Origin of the sequence: Blautia sp. Sow4_E7 (assembly GCF_052116245.1) — a bacterium.
Classification (GTDB): Bacteria; Bacillota; Clostridia; order Lachnospirales; family Lachnospiraceae; genus Blautia_A.
In genome coordinates, this window is record NZ_JBQKLL010000002.1 from 214226 (window position 1) to 239816 (window position 25591).

At 46.1% G+C, this 25591-nt stretch carries 26 protein-coding genes; 2 read left to right on the forward strand and 24 right to left on the reverse strand.

Features of this window, described 5'->3' with window-relative positions; translation table 11 throughout:
• Positions 1-13 precede the first annotated feature (13 nt).
• The 8 genes from pgeF to ACTQ50_RS02585 form a co-directional block, all read right to left on the reverse strand.
• Positions 14-874 (reverse strand): peptidoglycan editing factor PgeF, encoded by an 861-nt coding sequence (pgeF, locus tag ACTQ50_RS02550; RefSeq protein WP_441482839.1) that lies wholly within the window; start codon positions 872-874, stop codon positions 14-16.
• Between the two features lie 103 nt (positions 875-977).
• A complete protein-coding gene (locus tag ACTQ50_RS02555; RefSeq protein WP_441482840.1) occupies positions 978-1340 on the reverse strand; it encodes a YraN family protein in 363 nt (120 codons plus the stop codon).
• Positions 1341-1429: 89 nt separating this feature from the next.
• A complete protein-coding gene (locus ACTQ50_RS02560) occupies positions 1430-2185 on the reverse strand; it encodes a ribonuclease HII (RefSeq protein ID WP_441482841.1) in 756 nt (251 codons plus the stop codon).
• A 1-nt stretch (position 2186) separates the two neighbouring features.
• Positions 2187-3041 (reverse strand): ribosome biogenesis GTPase YlqF, encoded by an 855-nt coding sequence (ylqF, locus tag ACTQ50_RS02565; RefSeq protein ID WP_441482842.1) that lies wholly within the window; start codon positions 3039-3041, stop codon positions 2187-2189.
• Between the two features lie 27 nt (positions 3042-3068).
• Positions 3069-3707 (reverse strand): signal peptidase I, encoded by a 639-nt coding sequence (gene lepB, locus ACTQ50_RS02570; RefSeq protein ID WP_441482843.1) that lies wholly within the window; start codon positions 3705-3707, stop codon positions 3069-3071.
• A 217-nt stretch (positions 3708-3924) separates the two neighbouring features.
• The gene (rplS, locus tag ACTQ50_RS02575) at positions 3925-4272 is read right to left on the reverse strand and encodes a 50S ribosomal protein L19 (RefSeq protein WP_226818553.1); all 348 of its coding nucleotides are present in this window, start codon (positions 4270-4272) and stop codon (positions 3925-3927) included.
• 191 nt (positions 4273-4463) lie between these two features.
• Positions 4464-5339, reverse strand: coding sequence for a methionyl aminopeptidase (locus ACTQ50_RS02580; RefSeq protein ID WP_441482844.1), 876 nt, complete (start codon positions 5337-5339; stop codon positions 4464-4466).
• 120 nt (positions 5340-5459) lie between these two features.
• A complete protein-coding gene (locus ACTQ50_RS02585) occupies positions 5460-6236 on the reverse strand; it encodes a ZIP family metal transporter (protein ID WP_441482845.1) in 777 nt (258 codons plus the stop codon).
• Positions 6237-6441: 205 nt separating this feature from the next.
• Between ACTQ50_RS02585 and ACTQ50_RS02590 the strand changes: the two genes are divergently transcribed.
• Positions 6442-7812 carry an MATE family efflux transporter gene (locus tag ACTQ50_RS02590; protein ID WP_441482846.1) on the forward strand — a complete coding sequence of 457 codons (1371 nt, stop codon included), beginning with the start codon at positions 6442-6444 and terminating at the stop codon, positions 7810-7812.
• A 116-nt stretch (positions 7813-7928) separates the two neighbouring features.
• Here ACTQ50_RS02590 and ilvC read toward each other — a convergent pair whose 3' ends face one another.
• The 3 genes from ilvC to ACTQ50_RS02605 all read right to left on the reverse strand — a co-directional run bounded on the left by ilvC (position 7929) and on the right by ACTQ50_RS02605 (position 10802).
• Complete coding sequence (gene ilvC / locus ACTQ50_RS02595; RefSeq protein ID WP_441482847.1) at positions 7929-8948, reverse strand: ketol-acid reductoisomerase; 1020 nt, start codon at positions 8946-8948, stop codon at positions 7929-7931.
• Between the two features lie 111 nt (positions 8949-9059).
• Positions 9060-9557, reverse strand: a complete 498-nt coding sequence (gene ilvN / locus ACTQ50_RS02600; protein ID WP_226818543.1) for an acetolactate synthase small subunit — start codon at positions 9555-9557, stop codon at positions 9060-9062.
• Between the two features lie 165 nt (positions 9558-9722).
• On the reverse strand, positions 9723-10802 hold the full coding sequence (locus ACTQ50_RS02605) for a tyrosine-protein phosphatase (protein WP_441482848.1): 1080 nt from the start codon (positions 10800-10802) through the stop codon (positions 9723-9725).
• 135 nt (positions 10803-10937) lie between these two features.
• Between ACTQ50_RS02605 and ACTQ50_RS02610 the strand changes: the two genes are divergently transcribed.
• Positions 10938-11882, forward strand: coding sequence for an AEC family transporter (locus tag ACTQ50_RS02610; RefSeq protein ID WP_441482849.1), 945 nt, complete (start codon positions 10938-10940; stop codon positions 11880-11882).
• A gap of 28 nt (positions 11883-11910) precedes the next feature.
• Here the strand turns inward: ACTQ50_RS02610 and ACTQ50_RS02615 are convergent, their stop codons facing one another.
• The 13 genes from ACTQ50_RS02615 to ACTQ50_RS02675 form a co-directional block, all read right to left on the reverse strand.
• Positions 11911-12048 (reverse strand): hypothetical protein, encoded by a 138-nt coding sequence (locus ACTQ50_RS02615; RefSeq protein ID WP_441482850.1) that lies wholly within the window; start codon positions 12046-12048, stop codon positions 11911-11913.
• On the reverse strand, positions 12017-13207 hold the full coding sequence (locus ACTQ50_RS02620) for a M20 metallopeptidase family protein (RefSeq protein WP_441482851.1): 1191 nt from the start codon (positions 13205-13207) through the stop codon (positions 12017-12019). Before ACTQ50_RS02620 ends, ACTQ50_RS02615 begins: the two co-directional genes overlap by 32 nt.
• Before the next feature lie 93 nt (positions 13208-13300).
• Positions 13301-14143: an HAD-IIB family hydrolase gene (locus ACTQ50_RS02625; RefSeq protein ID WP_441482852.1), complete on the reverse strand. Its 843-nt coding sequence runs from the start codon at positions 14141-14143 to the stop codon at positions 13301-13303.
• On the reverse strand, positions 14136-15398 hold the full coding sequence (locus ACTQ50_RS02630; protein WP_441482853.1) for a M18 family aminopeptidase: 1263 nt from the start codon (positions 15396-15398) through the stop codon (positions 14136-14138). The genes ACTQ50_RS02625 and ACTQ50_RS02630 overlap by 8 nt, the downstream gene beginning before the upstream one ends.
• 64 nt (positions 15399-15462) lie before the next feature.
• The gene (locus ACTQ50_RS02635) at positions 15463-15792 is read right to left on the reverse strand and encodes a cupin domain-containing protein (RefSeq protein WP_441482854.1); all 330 of its coding nucleotides are present in this window, start codon (positions 15790-15792) and stop codon (positions 15463-15465) included.
• A gap of 84 nt (positions 15793-15876) precedes the next feature.
• Complete coding sequence (locus ACTQ50_RS02640) at positions 15877-17091, reverse strand: LL-diaminopimelate aminotransferase (RefSeq protein WP_441482855.1); 1215 nt, start codon at positions 17089-17091, stop codon at positions 15877-15879.
• A gap of 99 nt (positions 17092-17190) precedes the next feature.
• The gene (gatB, locus tag ACTQ50_RS02645; RefSeq protein WP_441482856.1) at positions 17191-18630 is read right to left on the reverse strand and encodes an Asp-tRNA(Asn)/Glu-tRNA(Gln) amidotransferase subunit GatB; all 1440 of its coding nucleotides are present in this window, start codon (positions 18628-18630) and stop codon (positions 17191-17193) included.
• Complete coding sequence (gatA, locus tag ACTQ50_RS02650) at positions 18627-20099, reverse strand: Asp-tRNA(Asn)/Glu-tRNA(Gln) amidotransferase subunit GatA (protein ID WP_441482857.1); 1473 nt, start codon at positions 20097-20099, stop codon at positions 18627-18629. The genes gatB and gatA overlap by 4 nt, the downstream gene beginning before the upstream one ends.
• 11 nt (positions 20100-20110) lie before the next feature.
• Entirely contained in the window at positions 20111-20404 is a 294-nt protein-coding gene (gene gatC, locus ACTQ50_RS02655; protein WP_226818522.1) for an Asp-tRNA(Asn)/Glu-tRNA(Gln) amidotransferase subunit GatC, read from the reverse strand.
• 36 nt (positions 20405-20440) lie between these two features.
• Positions 20441-21772 carry an aspartate--tRNA(Asn) ligase gene (gene aspS, locus ACTQ50_RS02660; RefSeq protein WP_441482858.1) on the reverse strand — a complete coding sequence of 444 codons (1332 nt, stop codon included), beginning with the start codon at positions 21770-21772 and terminating at the stop codon, positions 20441-20443.
• A 115-nt stretch (positions 21773-21887) separates the two neighbouring features.
• Positions 21888-22442, reverse strand: a complete 555-nt coding sequence (locus ACTQ50_RS02665; RefSeq protein WP_226818519.1) for an ANTAR domain-containing response regulator — start codon at positions 22440-22442, stop codon at positions 21888-21890.
• 20 nt (positions 22443-22462) lie between these two features.
• Positions 22463-23785 (reverse strand): type I glutamate--ammonia ligase, encoded by a 1323-nt coding sequence (gene glnA / locus ACTQ50_RS02670; RefSeq protein ID WP_295304747.1) that lies wholly within the window; start codon positions 23783-23785, stop codon positions 22463-22465.
• Positions 23786-24100: 315 nt separating this feature from the next.
• Positions 24101-25585 (reverse strand): glutamate synthase subunit beta, encoded by a 1485-nt coding sequence (locus tag ACTQ50_RS02675; RefSeq protein WP_441482859.1) that lies wholly within the window; start codon positions 25583-25585, stop codon positions 24101-24103.
• Positions 25586-25591: the final 6 nt, after the last annotated feature.

Sequence of the window (25591 nt, forward strand, 5' to 3'; positions counted from 1 at the left end):
TTACAAATATACTCTATCTCGCTTCCCGGCGGATTCCAAGAAAGGCTGCCAGATTTCCCCTTTTGCCATGGGATGCCCTGTGGGAAAAGAGAAAGTCCGGATTACAGCAGGTGCAGATTCCCGGCATGGAAATATGTTCTTCTTTAATCCCGGCTTCCAGGAAAATGATCCGGTTCGCCTCCCAGAGATTTAGCTGATACTTGCCATTCTCCTTTTGATAAAAAAGGCTTTCCCAGTATTTTTCATCAAATGCACTCTGAAATTCCAGGATCACATCTTCGCTTACCTCATAACATTCCTGACAGATCGAAGGCCCAATGGCGGTAAAAATTTCCTCAGGAACTGAGCAAAACTGCTCTTGCATTTTCTCTATGGTCACTTTGCCTATTTTCCCTACGGTTCCCCTCCATCCAGAATGGGACAGCCCGATTGCTTTATGGATCGGATCTACGAAATACAAAGGCACACAGTCCGCATAAAAGGTACACAATACAACTCCGGGAACATTGGTGATCATTCCATCCACATCCTGATAGGCTCTTGGGCGCGTCACTCCATTTCCCCGGTCTTCTGCCCCCACCAGCCGCACATTGGTAGTATGTGTCTGGTCAGATGTGACAATATCCTCCACAGAAAAGCCTACTGCTTCACTGAGTCTCCGGTAATTCTCTTTCACCGCAGCTTCCTCATCCCCTCTGGTAAAGCTAAGGTTCATGGAGGCAAAGATTCCCTCACTTACACCTCCCAGCCTTGTGCTGAAGCAGTGCACAATGTCTGGAAACTGTTCAAAGGAGGGATAGGTAAGATAAGTCACTTCACCAGATTTTCTTACCTGCATATGCGGTTTATTTTTATCATGCCATTTTATATCCATTTTGTTCTCCTAATTCTTTCTCCCAGGCACACATTTGAAATTTTCCTGGCAAGGTGAAGTGCAGATTGCCAAAAATGAGCCTGAAGGTATGTCAACTTCTGATTTAACTGCAAAAATCAAAAGCATTCTTCACCCAGCAGATCTCATCTCCTTCAATCCCCACCACATCAAACCGGCACCTCACATCCATACTTCTGTACCGGTTCTTCAGATATTCCAGGGCTACCCGGGAGATCACCCACTGCTTTTTGCCGTCAACTGCTGCCAACGGATTCCCGGAATATTCCGAGCTTCTGTATTTAACCTCCACAAAGATCAGCCATCCATCCGCCGTCATTCCGATCAGATCGATCTCTCCCAGCCGGTTGCGGTAATTCCGTTCCAGGATCATCACGCCCTGGGAGATCAGATAATCTGCCGCCAGTTCTTCATAAAAAGCACCTACTTTTCGCTTGTTTACTTCCATTTAAACTCCAGACTCTTTCTATGTAGGTATCTTTTGTATATTCATGATCCTGGCTTACGCTGTTCCAAAATAACCGCCAGTTTTTTCTCTTATACGAAGTTCTTTATGAAAGAGGCTCTGTGGATAGGGCTTGGTCCATACTTCTTCAGCGCCTCAATATGAGCCGCAGCGCCGTATCCCTTGTTTGACGCAAACCCATACTCTGGCATGACCTTATCGTATTCCACCATCATCCGGTCCCTTGTAACCTTCGCCACGATACTGGCCGCTGCAATGGAAATGCTCTTGGCATCTCCCTTTATGATCGGCACCTGGGGGATGGTCACCTGAGGAATGGTTACCGCGTCATTAAGAAGGATCTGGGGCACCGGATCCAGCTTGCTGATGGCTTCTCTCATGGCCTCGTAAGTAGCCTGAAGAATGTTGATCTCATCAATTCTCTGGGGACTCGCCATTCCAATTCCCACAGCTACTGCATTCTCCATGATCACATCATACAATTCTTCTCTCTTCTTAGCGCTCAGCTGCTTGGAATCATTGAGGTATAAAATCTTACAGTCCCTGGGCAAAATAACTGCACCAGCAACCACCGGTCCTGCCAGCGGGCCTCGTCCCACCTCATCGATCCCGCAGATGTAGCCAAGATCTTCGTATTTGTGCTCGAATTCCTTCATTTTCTCGGTGCGGAGAAGCTCCTTTTCGTAGGCAGCCTCTTTCTTATGAAGCTGCTCTAAAAGCTTTCTCACACCGCTTCTTGTATCTTCTTTGTATTTTTCAAAAAGAGCAGCATATTCTTCCGGCTCTGCCGCCTGGATCTCGCTCTTTATTTCTCCGATCTTCTGCATATTACTTTCCTTCTTCCGGTACCCACTCCAAGGTGATCCTTCCGATCTTTCCAGAGCGGAAATCATCAAACAGGATCAGGGACGCCTTGGCATAATCCAGTTCCTCGCCTTTTTTCAGGCAGCCTCTGGAGCGTGCGATGGCCTCTAATACCTGTACAGAAGTTCCCTCTTCCTGGATCTGATAACGTTTCTCCAGTACGCCTGCATATTTTTCCCGGAGAAAATCAATCAGTGCGAGGGCAAGCTCCTCCATATTCAGAATGTCATCCTTGATGGAACCAATGTACGCAAGGCGCATTCCCACCTGTTCATCCTCAAATTTCGGCCAAAGGATACCTGGTGTATCCAGAAGCTCCACGTTCTTATTCAGACGGATCCACTGTTTGCCCTTGGTCACACCAGGCTTGTTTCCCGTCTTGGCGCAGGCTCTTCCCGCAAAGGTATTAATAAAGGTAGATTTCCCAACGTTTGGGATTCCTACTACCATGGCGCGGATAGGACGGTTCTTGATTCCTCGTCTTCTGTCCCGCTCTGTTTTCTCCTTGCAGGCTTCCTGTATCGCCGCCTGAATGGCCTTCATGCCGGAACCGCTGCGGGAATCTACTTTTACCACATAGAATCCTTTGCTCTGAAAATAGGACTTCCAGGCTTCATTCTGGCGTTCATCCCCAAGGTCGGATTTATTTAAAAGGATCAGTCTTGCTTTATTTTTGCCAAGCTCGTCAATGTCTGGATTACGGCTTGCAAAGGGAACTCTGGAGTCCACAAGCTCAATGATCAGATCGATCAGCTTAATGTCCTCCTGCATCTGTCTTTTCGCTTTGGTCATATGACCAGGATACCATTGTACGTTCATATTTACCTCATTTTCTATTATAAAGTGTTAGTTTTCCAAAGGACCAATGTCTTTCTTCGGGGAAATCTGAAACCACAGCTTTCCTGTTATGTATTTCTTATTCACCCGTCCAATGTCCCCATAACGGCTGTCTTCACTGTTGTTGCGGTTATCTCCCAGGACAAAATACTCTCCAGCCTCCAGAGTTATGGCATTGGCTGCCATTCCCGGATTGTTGATAGTCGGGAAGTCTTTGCCCTCCTTATAGGTCTCTCCATTGATCAGGATTCTTCCGTTTACAATCTGAATGGTTTCCCCAGGAAGTCCGATCACACGGCGGATATGAAGGGCTGCATCATCACTTCCATTTGTACGGAACACGATAATGTCCCCTCTCTTTGGGGAGGATGCCTTATAGGCAAGCTTATTCACAAAATAGCGGCTGCCCACCGCCAGGGTCGGCTCCATGGAGCTCTCCTGCATGGTCACTGACTGGAACAGCATCATGGAAGTCAGCACTGCAAAGATCAGTGTGACTGCGATCTCAAACACCCAGATCAGCACCTTCTTCAGCTTGCTGTCTTCTAACTTCTCCATGGCACCGGAAAGGGCTTTTTTCTCCATTTTTGTAATTTCAGGCATGTTAAAAAGCTGTTCTTTTTCTCTTTTATTTCTTCTGTCGCTCATATCTACTCCATTCGTATCACAATTCCATACCTCACATCTGACAGCACCATTTCCTGCACCGTCCGCCAGATACCTTACTATCTTACCACATATCCTGGGAAAGAAAAAGGAAAAAATGGGGCGCATATCCTGTGAGATATGTTTTCTATTACATAAAAAATGCTGCCCAGACAGTCATACCGGCCATCTGCGCAGCAAATTTCATTTACGATTGAAATTATTTAACAAGCTCTTTAACCTTAGCGGCTTTACCTACACGGTCTCTTAAGTAGTTCAGTTTCGCACGGCGAACTTTACCATGACGGATAACTTCTACTTCTTTTACGTGTGGGGAATGAAGCGGCCATGTCTTCTCAACGCCAACGCCGTTGGAAGCTTTTCTTACTGTGAAAGTAGCTCTGGTGCTTCCGCCCTGTTTCTTTAATACAGTTCCCTCGAAGATCTGGATACGCTCACGGTTACCCTCTTTGATCAGAGCGTGAACTCTTACGGTATCACCTACGTTAAACTGCGGTACTTCTTTTTTCAGCTGTTCTGCTTCGATGTTTTTAATAATTTCGTTCATGTTATTCTCTCCTTATTCTCTGGATGTTCTTAATACCCATCACGGTAACAGCGGACCATCTTTTTTCACAACATAAATGATTATACTATAGTTATTTCCTGTTTGCAACTATTATTTTTACAAAATAGTGCACAAAATAATAAGCAAAAAGAAATCTTCCCTTTACTGTTCAGGAACAGCCGTTCACCTCTTTACCAGCAGATCACCTCACAGCCGTCCTCTGTCACCAGTACCGTAACCTCCCACTGGGCGGATGGCATACCATCTTCGGTGCGGACTGTCCAGTCATCTTCCTCATCCGTGTAAACTTCATCACTTCCCATATTTACCATAGGTTCAATGGTAAACATCATTCCTGGCTCCATGATCACGCCACTGTTCTCTTCTGAGGTATAACTTACCCACGGATCCTCATGGAATTCCAGTCCCACGCCATGACCGCCGATCTCTTTTACGATGGTGTAGCCATTTTCAAGGGCATGCATATGGACAGCGTGTCCCATATTTCCAATGGGCTCCCATGGTTTTACCTTGGAAATGCCGATTTCTACACATTCTTTGGTAACACGAACCAGCTTCTCTTTCTCCGGGCTTACATTTCCAATACAGAACATACGGGAGGAATCAGAAAAATAGCCATTATAAATAGTGGAAACATCTACGTTTACAATATCCCCATCTTTCAGGATCTCGTCCTCAGATGGAATTCCGTGGCACACTACCTCGTTGATGGAGGTGCAGACGCTCTTTGGAAAGCCTTCATAATTCAGCGGTGCCGGGATTCCGCCATGGCGAACGGTTTCCTCATGTACCCAGCGGTCGATCTCCTCTGTGGAAACTCCTGCTTTAATATGCTCTGCTACATAGTCAAGCACAGCCACATTGATCTTGCAGCTCTCTTTGATTTTCTCAATCTGTTCCGGAGTTTTGATCAGCTTATGATCCAGTACCGGATACCCTTTCTGGCGCAGCATTTCCACCTTTGCATCAAAAGCCTCATGGCATTTTTTATATTTTTTCCCGCTGCCGCACCAGCATGGATCATTACGTCCGATTTTTGTTGACATTTCACTCTCTCCTTTTATCTGTGGCTGTCTCTATGGCAGCCCTTTTCTTTTGTAAAAATTTGCTCTGCTCCCATTTTATACTTGAAGCAGATAAATTGCAACTAAATTTGTTACTACTCATTACCCCAGCGCCACATCCAGCACCATCATCAGCACAAAACCGGCTGCAAAAGCAAGGGTTCCGATATTGCTGTGCTCTTCCTCACTGGATTCCGGGATCAGCTCCTCCACAACCACGTAGATCATAGCACCTGCTGCAAAGGATAACAGATAGGGAAGCACCGGCGTAATGTATTTCGCCAGTAAAAGAGTCAGCCCGCCTGCGATGGGCTCCACTGCCCCGGAAGCAGTTCCATAAACGAATGCCTTTTTCCGGCTCATCCCATTTCCACGAAGAGGCATGGAAATAATCGCTCCCTCTGGAAAATTCTGTATGGCAATTCCAATGGCCAGGGCAAAGGCTCCTGCCATAGTTACCGTCTCATTTCCAGACATGGCACCTGCAAACACCGCACCAGCAGACAAACCTTCTGGTATATTATGAAGGGTTACTGCAAGGACAAGCATGGTCGTTTTTTTTAAATTACATTTCGGACCTTCGTTTTCCTCGCTGTCCAGATGCAAATGGGGCACATGCCGATCCATAAAAAGCAGAAAACCAATTCCCAGCAAAAAGCCCAAAGCCGCTGGAATAAACGCCAGTTTTCCCATTCCGGCGCACATATCCATTGCCGGGATCAAAAGAGACCAAACCGAAGCTGCGACCATAACACCTGCTGCGAAGCCAAGAAATCCTTTCTGTACCAGAGGATTCAGCTCTTTTTTCATAAAAAATACACAGGCAGCTCCAAGAGTAGTTCCTGCAAAGGGAATCATCAATCCCCAGAACACATTCATTCTGACACCTCCTTCTTTTCTATATTTTATGCACCATACTTCAAAAGTCATATTAGTTAGTACATTCTAACCATCTGCTATCATATCACATCTTCCTCTATTTTCCTATAGTACTTAATGGTAATTTCTCTCATCAATTCTTGCTGAAAAAAATTCCATATGTTATACTTACCTCTTGACGATAAAACGAGAAAAGAGGTAGTTCATGAATCAGACACGAGAACAAAAGCTGGGCACAGAAAACCTGCCCCGTCTTATGGCCAGCCTCGCAATTCCTTCTGTCATTGCACAGCTGATCAACGTTCTTTATAACATTATTGACAGAATGTATATCGGACACATCCAGGATGTAGGGCCAATTGCCTTAACCGGTGTCGGTCTTACTTTTCCTATTATTATGATGATTTCTGCATTCAGCGCTTTCATCGGCGCCGGCGGCGCACCGCTTGCTTCCATTGCACTTGGCAAGGGTGACCGGGACCGGGCAGAAAAAATCCTTGGAAACGGAGTCAGTGTTCTTCTTATTTTCTCCATTTCACTGACAATTATTTTTATGATTTTCAAACGTCCCCTTCTGTTTATGTTCGGGGCCAGTGACCAGACCATTACATATGCGGTAAATTATATTACCATCTATCTTTTTGGTACGATTTTCGTACAGCTTGCACTGGGACTTAACATGTTCATCTCTTCACAGGGGCAGGCACGTACCGCTATGTTATCGGTGCTTATCGGCGCTGTGATCAACATTGCGCTGGATCCGGTTTTTATTTTCGGACTGCATATGAATGTACAGGGAGCAGCCCTTGCCACCATCATTTCCCAGGCAGTCAGTGCTATCTGGGTGGTGCATTTTCTACTTTCTGAAAAATCTGCCATCCGCATCCGGCAAAAAAATATGGCCATCGATTTTGGAATATTAAAAAACATCATGGCTCTTGGAATCTCGCCTTTTATTATGCAGGCCACAGAAAGCGCCATCAACATTGTATTAAACCGTGGGCTTTCCATTTATGGAGGGGATCTGTACGTTGGCTCCATGACCATTCTTCAAAGTGTTATGCAGCTTGCCGTAGTTCCCATCCAGGGCTTTACCCAGGGCGTGCAGCCCATTATCAGCTACAATTTTGGTGCCAGAAAGTTTGACCGTGTAAAAAAGACTTATCGGCTTACCATCAGCTTTACCTTTGCAGTTGCCACTGTTTTCTGCCTTCTCACTGTGTTTTTCCCCGGTGTTTTCGCAGGGATCTTTACTTCTGACCATGAACTGCTTGCATTAGTAAAAAATGTGATGCCGATCTTCATGGCAGGAATTGCTGTTTTCGGGATCCAGATGGGCTGTCAGACCACTTTCATGGGACTTGGCCAGGCAAAAATTTCTCTTTTTATTGCCTTACTCCGTAAAGTGATCCTGTTGATCCCGCTGGCACTGATCCTTCCGAAATTCTTCGGCGTTATGGGAATCTATTATGCAGAACCAATCTCAGATATTACAGCTGCCACCACTGCTTTTATCATTTTCCTCACTGTACGTGGAAAAATCGTCTCCGAGGAAGCTCTGGCAAAGCTTGGATAAATTGTATAAAACAACGCAGTAAAACACGCTCTGAAAGTTTTCCCGCTTTCTGCGACAAAAAAAGGGGCAGTCCCAAAGGACTGTCCCCATTTTATTTCTTTATCTGTTCTATTGGATTAGTTGTTGATCAGCTTGTCTTCGCCGTTCCAGCTGTAAAGTTTACGGATCTCTTCGCCAACTTTCTCTGATGGATGCTCAGCAGCTTTCTTTCTCATAGCTTTGAAGTGTACCTGACGTCCAGCCGGGCTCATGTCAAGCAGGAAGTCTTTTGCGAAGGTACCATCCTGAATGTCGGAAAGGATCTTCTTCATAGCTTTCTTTGTCTCTTCTGTAACGATCTTCGGTCCTGTGATGTAATCGCCGTACTCAGCTGTGTTGGAGATGGAATATCTCATTCCAGCGAAGCCTGACTGATAGATCAGGTCTACGATCAGTTTCATCTCATGGATACACTCGAAGTAAGCGTTTCTTGGGTCATAACCAGCCTCGCAAAGAGTCTCGAAACCAGCCTGCATAAGAGCGCAAACACCACCGCAAAGTACTGCCTGCTCACCGAAAAGGTCTGTCTCTGTCTCTGTACGGAAGGTTGTCTCAAGAACACCAGCTCTTGCTCCGCCGATACCAAGTGCATATGCAAGTGCAACGTCAAGAGCTTTTCCTGTGTAATCCTGCTCAACAGCTACCAGACACGGAACACCTTTGCCAGCCTGATACTCGCTTCTTACTGTATGTCCAGGTCCTTTTGGAGCGATCATGGTAACATCTACGTTCTTTGGCGGAACGATGCATCCGAAATGGATGTTGAAACCATGAGCGAACATAAGCATGTTGCCTTCCTCAAGGTTTGGCTCGATATCTTTTTTATACATATCAGCCTGTTTCTCATCATTGATCAGGATCATGATGATATCAGCTTTCTTTGCAGCCTCTGCTGCTGTATATACTTTAAATCCCTGCTCTTCAGCTCTCTTCCAGGATTTGCTACCTTCGTAAAGACCGATAATGACGTCACATCCTGACTCCTTCAGGTTCAGTGCATGAGCATGTCCCTGGCTGCCGTAGCCGATAATTGCGATTGTTTTTCCATCTAATAAAGACAGATTACAATCTTCCTGGTAAAAAATTCTTGCTGACATTTTCGTTTCCTCCTACTGTGTTAAAACTTAAAAATAATATATCGTTAAGGGCATATATATGCATATCCGGCGTATGATTATTCACTCCCGAAATACACACCCCTTAGCAAACTATAAAAATTTCACTCCGTGAGAGCCCCTCTCAAGTCCCATAACACCGGCGCGGGCCAGTTCCAGGATCTCATAATCTCCCATCAGATCAATAAACGCTTCCAGCTTGGTCTTGCTGCCGGTCATCTCTACGATCAGAGAATCCTTGCTCACATCCACCACCTTGGCGCGGAAAATATCTGCAATGGAAACAATCCCCTGTCTCTGCTCCGGTGCTGCTGCAACCTTCACAAGAACAGTCTCACGAACAACGCTCTCAGATGGATCCAGAACCTTGATATCCCTTACATCTACAAGCTTCGCAAGCTGCTTCACAATCTGGTCAAGGATTGTGTCATCTCCACTGCACACCACTGTAATACGGGTGTATCTCACATCTGCTGTAACTCCAGCAGTGATACTGTCAATATTATAACCACGTCGGCTGAACATTCCAGCGATCCGGCTGAGTACACCAGACGTGTTATCAACTAATAATGATAAAATCTTGTTTTGCATAAAAATAATCCTGCTTTCGTGCTTCAGATTGATATGTTTACCATTATAACAATATAATTTTTTTTGTCAATGCTACATTCCAAAAAAGTTTTAATGTTTTATTGTATTAAAGCATAATTATACATATCCATACCCGGACATCGGGGTTATACAGCATCCACTATTTTATATCAGATATTTACTCTGCAGATCTGTCACAGTCTTCGGATTCAGGTAGATCCCTCTTCTCAGGAAGCGCTCCACATTTCCATATTCCCCATAAATGGTCTGGAACATCCGGTCCAGATATTCTTCTTTTACTTTAAAAAGTGCTGACACTTTATTTACATTTGCAATGCTGTCCAGACGGTTCGCCTCAAGATAACGGAGCATATAGTCCAGATCTCCAGCCAGATATACATTGGAGCGCATAAAATCTTCCCGGATCACATCCCGGTGGACGCCAAGTATGCAAAGAAGAAGTGCGGTTGTCACTCCTACCCGGTCCTTTCCCCAGCTGCAATGCCATAAAACAGCTCCATTGTCATGATGAAGCAGTACATCAATAAATCTGGCACACTGCTTTACACAGTACTGATCCTTCACAAAGTTCTCATACTGCTGCTCCAGCAGCTTTTCTATATCTCCATCATAATCCAGTACCTGGTGGAGCATTCCATCAGACTGCAGCATTCCAAAAACACTTTCCGGGGAATCACTGATCAGCTCTTCATCGATCATGGGAATATGATAATATTCCACACCCTTCATCACAACATCCGGCTTCTCATTCCGTTCCGTCTGGTCTCTGAGATCGATCACAGTTTTCAGCTTGCATTCCTCCTGCAAAACATGCTGGTCTGCCATGGAAGCATGATAAAGATTTCCGCTTCGGATAAGCTTTCTTGGAAGAATGTGGCGTCCATCCTTTGTGACGATCGCCCCCAGATCCCTTGTATTGGGAAGACTCTGAAGAGGGATCCTGCTGCCTCTTGGAAAACCAGTAGCCATCTCCGGATTCAAAAGCTTCAGGATCCGCAGACAATCCTGCGCCTCATGCTCGGTCATTTCAAACTGGTACCGCTTCTTCCTTCTGGTAATGATCACCAGATAATTGGAAATCATCTGTTTCACTGCTACCTCTGCATTTTCGCCTTCCCGATGGATATATGCCCAGACAATATCCCGGCATGGGAGATTATTCTGTATCATATGTCTGAAAAAGACCAGATTTCCATCTTCTACGCGAATCTTACCGTATCTCATAATTCTCCTCCATTCGTTGCCTGTCATTTATACGATACCACAGAAAACAAAATTTGACAATTATTGGAAAGAGTTTATAATCAAAAAAGATAACCCGCCGTTACTGGCGCCAACCTAAGAAAGGTGAATTTTGTTATGGAAAATCTGACTTTTTGCCTCAACGCAACGATTCCTATTTTTTTGACCCTTATGCTGGGCTTTTTTCTTCGGAAGATCAATCTTTATGACGATTCCTTCGTCTCCCAGATGAACAAATTCGTATTTAAGGCTGCCCTGCCCGCCCTTTTATTCCTGAATGTGGCGGAATCGGATTTTGTGAAAGTATGGGATACCAAATTTGTTCTCTTCTGTTTGGTCGCCACCTTTTGCAGCATTGCTATCTCCATTGGCCTCTCCTTTCTTCTGAAGCCAAGAGACATCCGGGGCGAATTTGTGCAGGCCTCTTACCGGAGCAGCGCAGCAATCCTTGGCATTGCCATTATCCAGAATCTTTACGGAGACGCCGGCATGGCACCGCTGATGATCATTGCAAGTGTGCCCCTTTACAACGTAATGGCGGTCACAGTGCTCTCCTTCATGCAGCCTGGACACCATAAAATGGATAAACAGCTGATCCTAAGAACCTTAAAGGGAATTGCAACCAACCCAATTATCCTGGGAATCCTGGCAGGTCTGATCTGGTCTCTCCTTCGCCTGCCTCTTCCAACCATCCTTTACAGTACGGTTAACAATCTGGGCAAAACAGCTACCCCTCTTGGTCTGATGGCAATGGGCGGCGCCCTTCATTTTGGAAAAGCCTTTTCCAGATTAAAAGCAACCATTGCCTGCACCTTTATGAAGCTGATCGGCTTTTGTACCATCTTCCTTCCAGTTGCAGTCAGCCTTGGATTTACCCATGACAAACTAGTTGCCATTTTGATCATGCTTGGTTCCGCCACTACAGTCAGCTGCTATGTCATGGCGAAAAACATGGGACACGAAGGATCTTTTTCTTCCAGTGTTATTATGCTCACCACACTTTTCAGTGCCTTTACCCTTACGGTCTGGTTGTTCATTTGTAAGAGTTTTGGGTTGATTTAAACATTTTTTAATAACAATATTAACATTTTCAAAAAAAACAGCTTACACAAATGCTCTTTCTTATTCCCAAACCTGCATCTGTGTAAGCTGTTATTATTTTTGTTTTCTTAAGTTCTCTGCTGCTTTCCCTTTCCTCATTCACAGCCAATTCCAGCCAGTATTTCATACAAGGCCTCCAGGCTATACGGCAGGATTGCCTCATCAAACTGAAATTTCGGATGATGCAGCGGATAAACCTTTCCAGGAATCCCAGCCAGAAATACGCTGAACAATCCCTTTGTCTGTAAAAAATACCGGTAGGCATTGTCTCCGGACAAAAACAGCTGGTCCTCGCCTTCCAGAAGGAACTGGTCTCCAAACACTTTCTTTCCCGCCTCTTCTGCAATTCTGGTAAGCCCGGGATCGTTTGCAAAAGGCAGAACTGCCGGCTTGGGATATTCCAGCTCCACTGTGGTGCCGGTCTTTGCTTCTACTTCTTTTAGTATTTCCTTCAACCGCTCATCCAGAGCCAGATAATCCTCTTCATAAGCAGCCCGGATATTTCCCCGTAAGGTCACCAGATCGGTAATAATATTGGAATATTCTCCGCCATGGATGGTCCCGGTTCCAATCAGGCAGGGACCTTTTCCCTTATAGGTTTCGTTCAGGTCATGAAGGGCTTTTACCACCAGGGAAGCCGCGTAAATACTGTCAATTCCCTTGTCCGCCTCACACCAGTGGCTGGATTTTCCATGAACACGGATCTCCATGCCATTGATCATGGCAGAGGCCTGTCCCTCATGCACAGCCATGCCAAAAGGCTGGTCCACTGCATAATGGAACATAAGAAAAGCGTCCGGCTCCCCATCAAGAGCACCGGCTAAGAGCATCCTTTTTGCGCCCTCTCCAATCTCCTCAGCAGGCTCAAAAAGGAACCGCATCCTCACCGGAAAAGCTTCCCCCTCTTCTGCCAGAATCCGCGCCAGCACAAGGGCTGTTGCCACAATCCCATCGTGGCCGCAGGCGTGCATCACCCTATCCTTTTCCGACGCATAAGAAAGTCCCGTCTGTTCTTTTATGGGAAGGGCATCCATCTCTGCACGAAGCACCACCTTCTTTTTGCCGGCAAACGCTGCCGTATCCTGGCAGGGGTGCTCCGCAATGATCCCGGTAGGCTCCACCCTCTGAAAACGGTAGCCTAGTTTTCCCAGATACTCCTGTATAAAAGCCGAAGTTTCAAACTCCTGAAGCCCCAGCTCCGGATGTCTGTGAAAATGCCGCCGCAGTTCCATCAGCTCTTCTTTGTATTTTTCAAATTTAGGTTGGTAATCGAATCGTTCCGCCATTGTTTTTCCTTTATCTTAAACTCGCGCCAAAAATTATACAAATATTCCCCGCGATTGGTAATAGATTTTAAAATCTAACTCCAGAGCCTGGTTCTACATCAGCCCCAAATGCTCCAGCCCATTCTTAATTCCATAATGGAAAATATCCGTTGTCACATAATCGGCCAGCTTTTTGATCCCTGGCGCCGCATTTCCCATTGCCACCTTGGTCTTCGCATATTCAAACATGGACAGGTCATTGTTGCTGTCGCCAAACACAATAGTATCCTCATGCGCAATGTTAAAGATCCTGCACACAGCTGCAATGCCAACCGCCTTGGAAAAGCCCTTGGGGATCATCTCAATGGTATCTCCGGCAAGACCTTCCCCTACATGGCCAATAAACTCATAATAGTCCTCAAGCTCTGCACAGGCCTTTTTCGGATCACTTCCCGGCACGATCTTAGAGCTGATCTTATTGATATGAAGATCCTGCTCATATCCCTTGATCGGACGCCACTTTGCCCCCAGGGCCTTTGTGATCAGATCTGCATACCAGTTGATCTTTGTATTGTACTCATCTTTGTCATAATACATCCAGTCGGCACCCTCCATTACCGGAACCATGCCATATTTCCGGAGAACCTCCACAGAACGCCAGGCCTCCTGTGTGGTCATCTCCTTGTTAAAAAGCCGCTCTCCATTTTTCTCAATGGTACAGCCACAGGCGCTGATCATCCCGGTAAAAGGGATCTGCTCCAGATAATCCGGCACAAAAGCCCGGCTTCTTCCTGTACAAAGCCACGCCTCATGACCGTTCTCTACAAGCTTGGTAATAGCCTCTATGGCACTTGCCGGAGTCCCCTTTTCAATATCGCAGATGGTGCCATCTGCATCAAAGAAAACTGCTTTTTTATGAAAGTCCTCACTTCCAATTGCATTGACAGCCTTAAGCATAGAATACCTCCGCAAGCTTCACGAAATCGCAGGTATCCTTCACTCCTGCAGTCTCATAAGGAGAATGCATAGCCAGCTGCAGCAGTCCGATATCCACTGTATTTAAAGCCACCTGGGTATTGGAAATATTGCCAAGGGTAGAACCGCCAGCTACATCAGACCGGTTCACATATACCTGGCAGGATACTCCCGCCTCTTTACAAAGCTCTTTAAATGTGGCTGCAGAAATTCCATCGGTACAGTACTTCTGGTTTGCATTGTACTTCACAGCAATTCCAGCATTCATATGCGGACGGTTCACCGGATCTGCCTTTTCCGGGTAATTTGGATGGATGGCATGGGCATTGTCAGCAGAGATCATAAAGCTCTTTGCAAGAGAGATCAGATAATCCTCATAGCTTCTTCCCAGTCCCAGATTAATGCGAAGGAGGGTATCCCGGAGGAAGGTAGATGCCGCGCCCTGCTTGGTGCCGCTTCCCACCTCTTCATTATCCATTACCATATGTACACAGATGCTCTTCTCATGTTTTCCAGCGATCAGGCCTTCCATAGAAGAAAAAGCACACTGAAGATCATCCAGTCTTGGCGCAGAAACAAACTCCTCCTCGCTGCCCCAGACAGTACCAGGCATACGGTTGTAAAGGAACAGATCGTGTCCCAGAATATCCTCTTCCTTCACTCCGGCAGCCTCTGCCACAGTTTTAAAGAAAGTCCCCTTTGCGCTCTCCAGTCCATAAAGAGGCAGCATATCCTTCTGTACATTGTACTTATATCCGCTGTTCGCCTCACGGTTCATGTGGATCGCCAGGTTCGGGATCATCAGCATATCCTTATCCACTGTCACCAGCTTCTCACAGATCTGTCCATTTTCCTTCACGATCAGACGTCCAGCCACAGAAAGTGGTCTGTCAAACCAGGGCGCCAGAAGTGCGCCTCCATAAAGCTCCACATTCAGCTTTACATATCCATTTTCCACCATCTCCGGATTCTCCTTAATTTTCAAGGATGGGGAATCGCTGTGGCTTGCAATAATATGGAACACATCGCTGGAAACTTTCGGCACTGTAAATGCAATGATCGCGGAATGATTCCGGATCACAAAATACTTTCCGCCATTCTCTATCTCCCAATGCTCATCTTCCTTTAACTCTGTAAAACCATTCTCCGTAAATCTCTTTTTCATCATCTCCACTGCCTGAAATGCAGTAGGACTCTCTTTAATAAATGTAAGTAATTTCTCTGCTGTATGATTCATTTCTAAACTCCTAAATATATTTTTCTCCCTGTCAGCAGGCGCTGACGTCTGGCTGGCAGCTGTCTCAATCTTTAATGATCAGTGCCATAAACACCAGATCCGTATTTCCCGTATTGGCCAGTCCATGACCTCTGCCATCCGGTGTAAAGGTAATATCTCCTGCTTTTACATGTCTCCAGGAAGTGCCATTGTCATTATATTCTCCCTCACCAGTGAGAATATAATAGGTCTCACTCTCCCCATAATGCATATGAAAACCAAGAGAACATCCCGGCTCTAACGTCACCTCCGCATAAAGCCCGCATTTCCCATTCAACTGCTGCTCATCCAGCAGTTCCTTGATAATTACATGTCCATTTCCCTCACACATATGTTCAATACGACTGATCTTCATATCAAAATCCTCCTTCGTAAAAAGAGCGCATCCCCAGCCTTTCGCCAGAGATACGCCCTGTTTTTCAGCTTTCTTCAATTATAATTACAAACTCTTGATCCTGTCAATGGCTTTCAGAGTATTCTCATAAGTACCAAAAGCAGTCAGACGGAAATAGCCCTCACCATGAGCACCAAAACCAGAACCCGGTGTACCAACCACATTTGCATTCTTAAGAAGATAATCAAAGAACTCCCAGGAAGTCATTTTATCCGGTGTTTCCAGCCAGATATACGGCGCATTCACACCACCGGAAACAGAGAAACCAGCCTTCGCCAGCTCATCATGGATCAGCTTTGCATTTCTCATGTAATACCCAACCTGATCCTTCAGCTGTGCCTTGCCAGCCTCAGAATAAACAGCCTCACCAGCCTTCTGCACAATATAAGGAGCACCGTTAAACTTGGTACCATGGCGTCTTGCCCACAGGCTGTGAAGGGATACGCCGTCTCTTACCAGCTCTTTCGGAATTACGGTAAATCCAAGACGAACACCGGTAAATCCTGCATTCTTGGAAAAGCTTCGAAGCTCAATGGCACAGGTTCTGGCACCCTCGCACTCATAAATGCTGTGCGGTACATTCTCCTCGGAAATATAAGCCTCATAAGCTGCATCATAAATGATCACACAGCCATTTTTGTTGGCATAATCCACCCATTTCTGCAGCTCATCCTTTGTAATTGCAGAACCAGTGGGGTTATTCGGGAAGCAAAGATAGATCAGATCCGGTACCTCAGCCGGAAACACCGGTAAAAATCCGTTCTCCTTGCGGCATGGCATATAGATCACACCATCAAAATTCTCCCGGACCGTATTATACTCTCCAGTACGGCCAGCCATAACATTGGTATCTACATAAACCGGATAAACCGGGTCGCAGACAGCCACTTTATTATCGATTCCAAAAATCTCCTGGATATTACCGGAATCGCTCTTCGCTCCATCTGAAACGAAGATCTCATCCGCTGCAATGTCGCAGCCTCTGTCCTGATAATCATTTTTTGCAATTGCATTTCTTAGAAATTCATAGCCAAGATCCGGTGCATAACCATGGAAAGTCTCTGCATGAGCCATCTCCTCCACAGCACTGTGAAGGGCCTCAATAATAGCCGGAACCAGCGGCTGTGTCACATCACCGATTCCAAGGCTGATCACCTCTTTGTCCGGATTTTCTTCTTTATAGGCACGCACCTTTTTTCCAATGGTAGAAAAAAGATAGCTTCCTGGCAGTTTTAAATAATTGTGATTTACGGTAACCATCTGATTATCCTCCTGTATGGTTTGTCTTTTCTAATCATTGTATATTTATTCTAACTTTAAACCAAGTCCAAATCTCACAAACGCTCAAAAGCAATCTTTCTATTTTCGCTTCTCAACCTCAGCCATCAGCGCCTCTCTCACGCTTGCCGGGTTTGCTTTGCCTTTCATTTCCTTCATAATCTGGCCAACAAAGAAGCCCATAACCTTCTCCTTCCCGCCAAGCAGCTCAGACAGCGGTCCAGGATTCTCATCCAGGATCCTGCTGATGGTGCTGTTAAGAAGTCCGGTATCCTCCACGATCTTAAGGCCATGCTCTTCCACATAAGCCACTGGATCGATATCCTCATCAAATGCCTTCTCAAATACCTTCTTGGCATTCTGGGGACTTACCTCTTTCTTATCCACCATAGTAAGAAGATCAGCCAGATGCTGAGGGGTAAATCTTACCTTTTCAGCCTCTACGCCCTTGTCCTTCATAAGGCGGAGCACTTCCACCATAAACCAGTTTGCAGCCTTCTTCGGGTTGCCGCACAACGTAGCCACCTCTTCAAAAAGACCAGCCAGATGTCTGGATTCTGTAAGGATCTGGGAATCGTATTCTGGAAGACCAAATTCACTCTGGTAACGGGCAGCCTTCTCCTCACGGAACTCCGGCAATTCCCTTTTAATCCTGGCGCTCCACTCATCGGAAATATGGATCGGCGGAAGGTCCGGATCCGGGAAATAACGGTAATCCTTTGCATCCTCTTTGGAACGCATTGCGTGGGAAGACTCTTTATTGTCATCCCATCTTCTGGTCTCCTGGGTAACACTTCTGCCCATCTCCAGAAGCTCGATCTGACGCTCTCTTTCGCCTTCAATGGCATGTGCAATGGCCTTAAAGGAGTTCAGGTTCTTCATCTCTGTTCTGGTTCCAAGTGTGTCACTTCCAGCCACCCTCACAGAAAGATTGACGTCCGCACGCATGGAGCCCTCCTGAAGCTTACAGTCGGAAACACCCAGATACTGCATGGTGCAGCGAAGCTTCTCCAGATAAGCAATAACCTCATCTGCACTTCTCATATCCGGCTCGGAAACGATCTCGATCAGCGGCACGCCGCTTCGGTTGTAATCTACCAGGGAGCAGTCCTCCCACTCATCATGGATCAGCTTACCGGCATCTTCCTCCATATGCATCTCGTGGATCCGCACTTTTTTCTTACCAGCCTCTGTCTCGATCTCCACAAAACCGTCATGGCAGATTGGCAGATACAGCTGGGAAATCTGGTAGTTCTGGGGGTTATCCGGATAAAAATAGTTCTTACGGTCAAATTTGCAGTACTGATTGATACTGCAGTTGGTAGCAAGTCCTGCACGCAGGGCAAATTCTACCACCTTTTTATTTAATACAGGAAGAGAACCTGGCATACCGGTGCACACCGGACAGGTATGGGTATTGGGCGCTCCTCCGAAAGCAGTGGAACAGCCGCAGAAAATCTTGGTTCTGGTGGCAAGCTCTACATGAACCTCAAGTCCGATAATTGTCTCATACTGTTTCATGCTCTCTTACCTCCTTCCTCTGGTGTTCCAAAATCCCCTCTTGTCTTCTCATATGCATGGGCGGCACGAAGGATCTTCTTTTCCATAAAGCAGTCCCCGATCATCTGGATCCCGATTGGAAGGCCGGTGCTGTCCTTGCCGCAGGGAACGGTGATTCCCGGAAGTCCACAAAGGTTTACTGCAACGGTGTAAATATCTCCCAGGTACATTGCCATAGGATCCTTTAAGCTTTCCCCGATCTTCGGAGCTGTGTAAGGAGCTGCCGGAGCCAGAAGAACATCATATTTTTCAAATGCCTGGTCAAATTCTTTTTTGATAAGCGCCTTTGTACGCAGGGCTTTCAGATAATAAGCATCGTAATAACCAGAGCTTAAAACAAAGGAACCAAGCATAATACGGCGCTTTACTTCCTCTCCAAAGCCCTCTGTCCTGCTGCGTTTGTACATATCGTGAAGGCCTTCGTACTCTTTGGCACGGTAGCCATATTTCACACCATCGAAACGTTCCAGGTTGGAGCTGGCCTCCGCGCTGGCGATAATATAATAGGCTGGGATCATGTATTCCATAGTCTTTACGGAGAAAAACTCTACAATGGCACCCATCTGGGTAAGCACTTTCAGAGTCTCCATAAAAGCCTCTTTTACATCTGGGGAAAGTCCCTCTGCCAGATACTCCTTTGGTACCCCAAGCTTCATTCCAGCGATCTTGTCTGTCATCTCACTGGAAAAATCCAGATCCTTCCGGTCAATGGAAGTACTATCTTTTGGATCATGTCCAGCGATTACTTCCAGAAGTGCAGCGCAATCTGCCACATCTTTTCCAACTGGTCCGATCTGATCAAGGGAAGAGGCATAAGCCACCAGTCCATAACGGGAAACAGTGCCGTAAGTAGGTTTCAGGCCTGTTACACCACAGTAGGAGCTTGGCTGGCGGATGGAACCGCCTGTATCGGAGCCAAGTGCCAGATAGGTCTCCCCTGCTGCTACAGCCGCGCAGGAGCCGCCTGAAGAGCCTCCCGGAACGTGTTCGGTGTTCCATGGGTTTCTGGTAATGCCATAGGCAGAAGTCTCTGTGGTACTTCCCATGGCAAACTCATCCATGTTGGTCTTTCCAATAATGATCATTCCTGCCTTTTCCAGGCGGTCGATGACCTCTGCCTGATACTGGGGAACAAAGCCCTCCAGGATCTTAGAGGCACAGGTGGTTGGTTTTCCCTGCACACAGATGTTGTCCTTGATGGCAATGGGAACGCCGGCAAGAGGACCGGTGTAAGTACCGTCCTCAATGCCTTTTTCCACTTCTTTTGCCCGGGCAAATGCCTCTTTTTTATAAGTGTCCAGATAAGCATGGATCTTCTCGTCCTTTTCCTCGATTTTGGAGAAGACTTCCTTCACACCATCTGTCACGGTAATCTCATGCTTTTTTATTTTTTCAGCCAGCTGTAAAGCTGTTAATTTTTCTAATTCCATGCGAATGTCTCCTATCCTATGGTCTTCGGAACCTGATACTGTCCCTCTTTGGCTTTTGGTGCATTGGCAAGCATTGCCTCACTGTTATCACCATTTGTGACCACATCCTCACGGAATACATTGTCGTCACCAAAAATATGGGACATAGGCTCCACCCCGGATGTATCCAGCTCATCCAGTTTATCTACATAATCAAGCATTTCCTGCATGTCTTTTTTTGCTTTTTCCTTCTCTTCCTCTGTAAGGGAAAGCTTTGCAAGAATGCAGACATTTTCCATGGTTTCGTCATCAATCTGTTTTGCCATTTCCTCATCCTCCATTTCTAACCATGTCGTATCTTGTTACGGCTCCAGACGGTTCAGATCTCTTGGGAACAGACATGCCTCGCGGACATTTTCCTCTCCCAGAAGCTGCATGGTAAGACGCTCCAGACCGATTCCAAGGCCACCGTGAGGCGGCATACCATATTTGAAGGTATCCAGATACTGCTCCATTCCATCGGTCTCCATGCCTCTGTCCTCGATCTTTTTCAGAAGGGCATTGTAATCATGGATCCTCTGTCCTCCTGTTGTGATCTCAAGACCATGGAAAAGAAGGTCAAAGCTTAAGGTAAATCTGGTATCCTCCGGATCATCCATTGCATAGAACGGACGCTTCTTAGATGGATAATGGGTGACAAAAACAAAATCTGCGTTGTATTCTTCTTTAAAATACTGGCCGATCAGAGCTTCCTCTTCCGGCTCCAGGTCAAATGGGTTTCGGATCTGACGGTTGTATTTCTTTGCAACCAGCTCCTTGGCAACGTCAAAGCGGACTGCCGGGATCTTAGAAGCATCTGGAAGCTCTACCTTCAGGATCTCCAGTTCTTTTGCATAGTCCTCTTTTAAAATCTTCATGGCATACTGTAAAAATCCAGTCTCCATTGCCATGATCTCTTCAAATCCATCAATATAACCCATCTCAAAATCAAGGCTTGTATACTCATTCAGATGTCTCTTGGTGTTGTGTTTCTCAGCACGGAAAACAGGACCAGTTTCAAACACCCTGTCAAACACGCCAACCATCATCTGTTTGTAAAACTGCGGGCTCTGGGCCAGCACAGCTGGTTTATGGAAATAGCTAAGCTTAAACAGGTTCGCACCACCCTCAGCACCTCTGGCTCCGATCTTTGGAGTATGGATCTCAGTAAACCCATTCTCATAAAGATAATCACGAAAAGCTCTTGTAAGCGCTTCCTGAATTTTAAATCTTGCGCGTTCCTGAATATTGCGGAGGGAGAGGGAACGGTAATTTAACTTGGCTTCCAGAGAAGTATTCAGCTTCCATTTATCGATTGCAAGAGGAAGAGGCTCAGCCGGAGCAGACAGCACCTGGATTTCCCGGATGTGAAGCTCTCTGCCATGAGGTGCTCTCTCTTCTTTATTTACAACACCTTTTATTCTTACTGTCATGCCTTCCTTCAGATCATGAATGGAAAAATCAACATCCTCATTTACGAAAACAGTCTGAAACAGGCCTTCCCTTCTTCTGATAATTACAAATGCAACATCTCCCATGTTGCGGATACTGTGAATGGCGCCCTCCAGGATGGCTTCCTGATTCAGAAGCTCTTCTCCCATCAGTGCATCCCAGCTGCTCACTTCTTTTTTCCAGCTTCCATCCAAAAACTCCATTTCCTCATCCTCCATTTCGTCAAAATGTATTTCATAAAAACCCCGGTCAGGCTATTTAAAAATTACAGCTGTTCAGTACCTCTTCACAGTTACGTATTTTTTTGCCCGCCGTACACTATACTTCATCATACAACAGCATCAGAACCATCTGAGCTGTCTCTACCATATTTGTCCCGGAATCCATACTGCATTTCTGAATATACCGGTATGCATCTTCTTCACTTAAGTGGTTTCGCTCCATAAGAAGAAACTTCGCGTTGGAAATATAATTCTGCTCTTTCCAGGAACGTGGTTTCGGTTTCTTCTTTTCTTTTCGGATCCGCCGCTCGATCTGGGCAAGCATCATGTCCACTGTGTTTACCAGGTCACTGACCTTCATTGGCATTTCCACAGTAAGAACCGATGTAGGTGCTTCCGCAATCACTCTTCCAGATGCCAGCAGCAGCATTTCAAAACAGGAAGGAATATCTTCCAGCACGTCCCGGTAGTACAGGTCTGTCAGTTTATAACCACAGATCAGAACCCCACCATCCAGTTCACTCATGCTGGCCAGTGCCGTCGAAGCAGTTGAACATACCGCAGCTACAGAAAAGCCGTGCCGGTTCAGTATGGTACGTATTTTCTTTGCGTCATCGATTTTCGGTAATGCAATTACAATGCTGCTGTTCATACCAATGCCACTCTCTTATCTTAAATCTTGTATAAATACTGGCTGATTTCCCACTCGCTTACCTGTCTCATATAATTCAGCCATTCTTCCTTCTTGGCAGCTGCGTATTCCTCGCAGAACCTTTTGCCAAGTACGCTCTGGATCCAGGTACTCCTCTCGAAATGTGCAAGAGCATCATCCAGGTTCAGCGGAAGATTTCCAATGTTCATAGCCTTCTGGTCTGACTCGGAAAAAGAACGGTCAGAAGCCTTTGTAGGATATAATTTCTGCTGAATTCCATCCAGGCCGGCTGCAATGCAAACTGCAAATACAAGGTAAGGATTTGCAGATGCATCCGGGCTTCTAAGCTCGATGGCCAGGCTGTCTGACCTTAAATTGGAAATACGGATCAAAGAGTTCTGATTATTCTTTGTCCAGGTCAGCTCTGTAGGAGCATCATAACCAGGTACCAGTCTCTTGTAGGAATTTACAAGAGGATTGGTGATGGCAGCCATCTCTTCACTATGTGCAAGAAGACCACCGATAAAATGATAAGCATCTTCACTGAGACCATTTACGTCATCAGGATCTGCAAATATATTTTTTCCGTCTTTATATAATGCAAAATGAATGTGCATACCGGAACCGTTTACCTCTGCTCTTGGCTTTGGCATAAAGGTTGCATGAAGGCCATGACGCTTGGCAATGGTACGGACTGCCATTTTAAAGGTCATCACACAGTCTGCCATTTCATTTGCACCTGTAAATTTAAAGTCGATCTCATGCTGGGCCGGAGCCGTTTCATGATGGGAAGATTCAATCTCGTATCCCATGTCTTCCAGATTCAGCACCATATCACGTCTTGCGTTTTCTCCAAGATCCAGCGGGCTGATATCCAGATATCCGGCTTTTTCATGAGTCAGTGTAGTAGGAACTCCATTGTCGTCTGTGTGGAATAAGAAAAACTCGCATTCCGGATCCACTTCACAGACATAGCCTTCCTTGGCAGCAGCTTCTACCACCTGCTTCAGAATATATCTTGGGCTTTTCTCAAGCGGTGTTCCGTCGGAACGGTAGATATCACAGATCAGTCTGGCTACCTTTCCCTGCTGCGGACGCCATGGAAGAATGGTAAAGGTATCATAATCCGGATGTAAATACATATCCGGTTCTTTCTCCCCTGCGATTCCGGCAATGTAGGAGCTGTCTACTACATATTCATTATCCAGTGCCCGGGGGAGCTCCCGAGCTGTAATCGCGATATTTTTTAAAGTACCGAACATGTCGGTAAACTGAAGACGAATGAACTCTACATCTTCGTCCTCTGCCATCTGTAACACTTCTTCTCTGGTGTAATTCCCCATAGTGTTCTCTCCTTCTTTCATTCTCATGCCCTCATCCATCCAATCTTGCATGATTCCTTTATTTAAACAAAAAAGGCGCACTTCAGAAAGATACCCTTCTGAAGAACGCCCTTGTTCATGGAGGTTATTATAGCAATGAGGTCATGCTTTGTCAACTTATTTTTTAACACTTTACCATATCAGCGTTGTATAAAATGATGTACAAAATTCGTACTTTCCTTTGTCCGGCCCACAAGAAAACCCTAAACAGAAAATCGGGAGCAAATTTAGTTTACCCCCGACCTTTCTAATTATACGCTTCGTTTTTCTGTTCATTTACAGATAAGAGTAACCCATCAGGGATTCATCCACTGCCTTTGCAGCTTCTCTTCCCTCCCGGATTGCCCACACTACCAGGGACTGGCCTCTGTGCATATCGCCTGCTGTGAAAACTCTCGGTACGCTGGTCTCATAAGCCTCCGGTTTGGTCTCCACATTGGTTCTGGCTGTTGTGGCTACCTTAAAGGCGTCGGTCACATATTTCTGGCTTCCCAGGAAACCAGCTGCGATCAGTACCAGGTCAGCAGGGATCACTTCCTCGGTTCCCTCTACCGGGACCATCATCATACGGCCTGTTTTTGGATCTTTCTCACCTTTCAGCTTTACGATCTTCGCCTGGCAGACATTTCCGTTTTTATCCTTGATAAACTCGGTAACCGTTGTCTGGTAAACTCGTGGATCATGTCCAAACACTGCAATTGCCTCTTCCTGGCCATAGTCTGTTTTTAAGACCTTCGGCCACTCCGGCCACGGGTTGGATGCTGCGCGCTCTACAGGAGGCATTGGCATCATTTCCAGCTGTGTCACAGATTTGGCGCCAAGACGTACAGAAGTTCCCACACAGTCGTTTCCAGTGTCACCGCCGCCGATTACCAGCACATGTTTGCCCTTTGCTTCCTCGTAAGGAGCTTTGGTGAAATCGCTGTCCAGAAGGGTTTTGGTAACTTTTTTCAGAAAATCTACTGCAAAGTAAATTCCCTTTGCATCTCTTCCCGGAACCTTAATATCACGGGGATTGGAAGCACCGCAGCAAAGAACCACACGGTCAAATTTTTTCAAAAGCTCTTCTGCGGTAATGTCAACGCCTACATTTGTGTTTGTTACAAATTTCACGCCCTCTGCTTCCATCAGCTTCAGTCTTCTGTCGATCACAGATTTCTCCAGCTTCATATTTGGGATTCCATAGCGGAGAAGTCCGCCGATCCGGTCGCTTCTCTCGAATACGGTTACATTATGGCCTCTTCTGTTTAACTGCTGTGCTGCTGCCAGTCCGGAAGGACCGCTTCCTACAACTGCGATGGTCTTTCCTGTGCGGACCTTCGGCGGCTGTGGAACCACCCAGCCTTCTGCATATGCAGTCTCAATGATGGCACGCTCATTTTCCTTTGTGGAAACAGGCTCTCCATTTAAGTTGCAGGTGCAGGCTGCCTCACAAAGTGCAGGGCATACACGGGAAGTAAATTCCGGGAAGCTGTGTGTTTTATTCAGGCGAAGAAATGCCTGTTTCCAGTTTCCGGTAAATACCAGGTCATTTGTTTCCGGTACCAGGTTGTGAAGCGGACATCCGGAAGCCATGCCTCCGATCATCATTCCTGCCTGGCAGAAGGGAACGCCGCAGGCCATGCAGCGTGCTCCCTGAAGTTTCTGTTTTTCTTTATTAAGAGGAGTACGGAACTCCTTAAAATTGGCGATTCTTACTTTTGGCGGCAGAACCTTTGCCGTCTCTCTGTTATATTCTAAAAATCCAGTCGGTTTTCCCACGATATT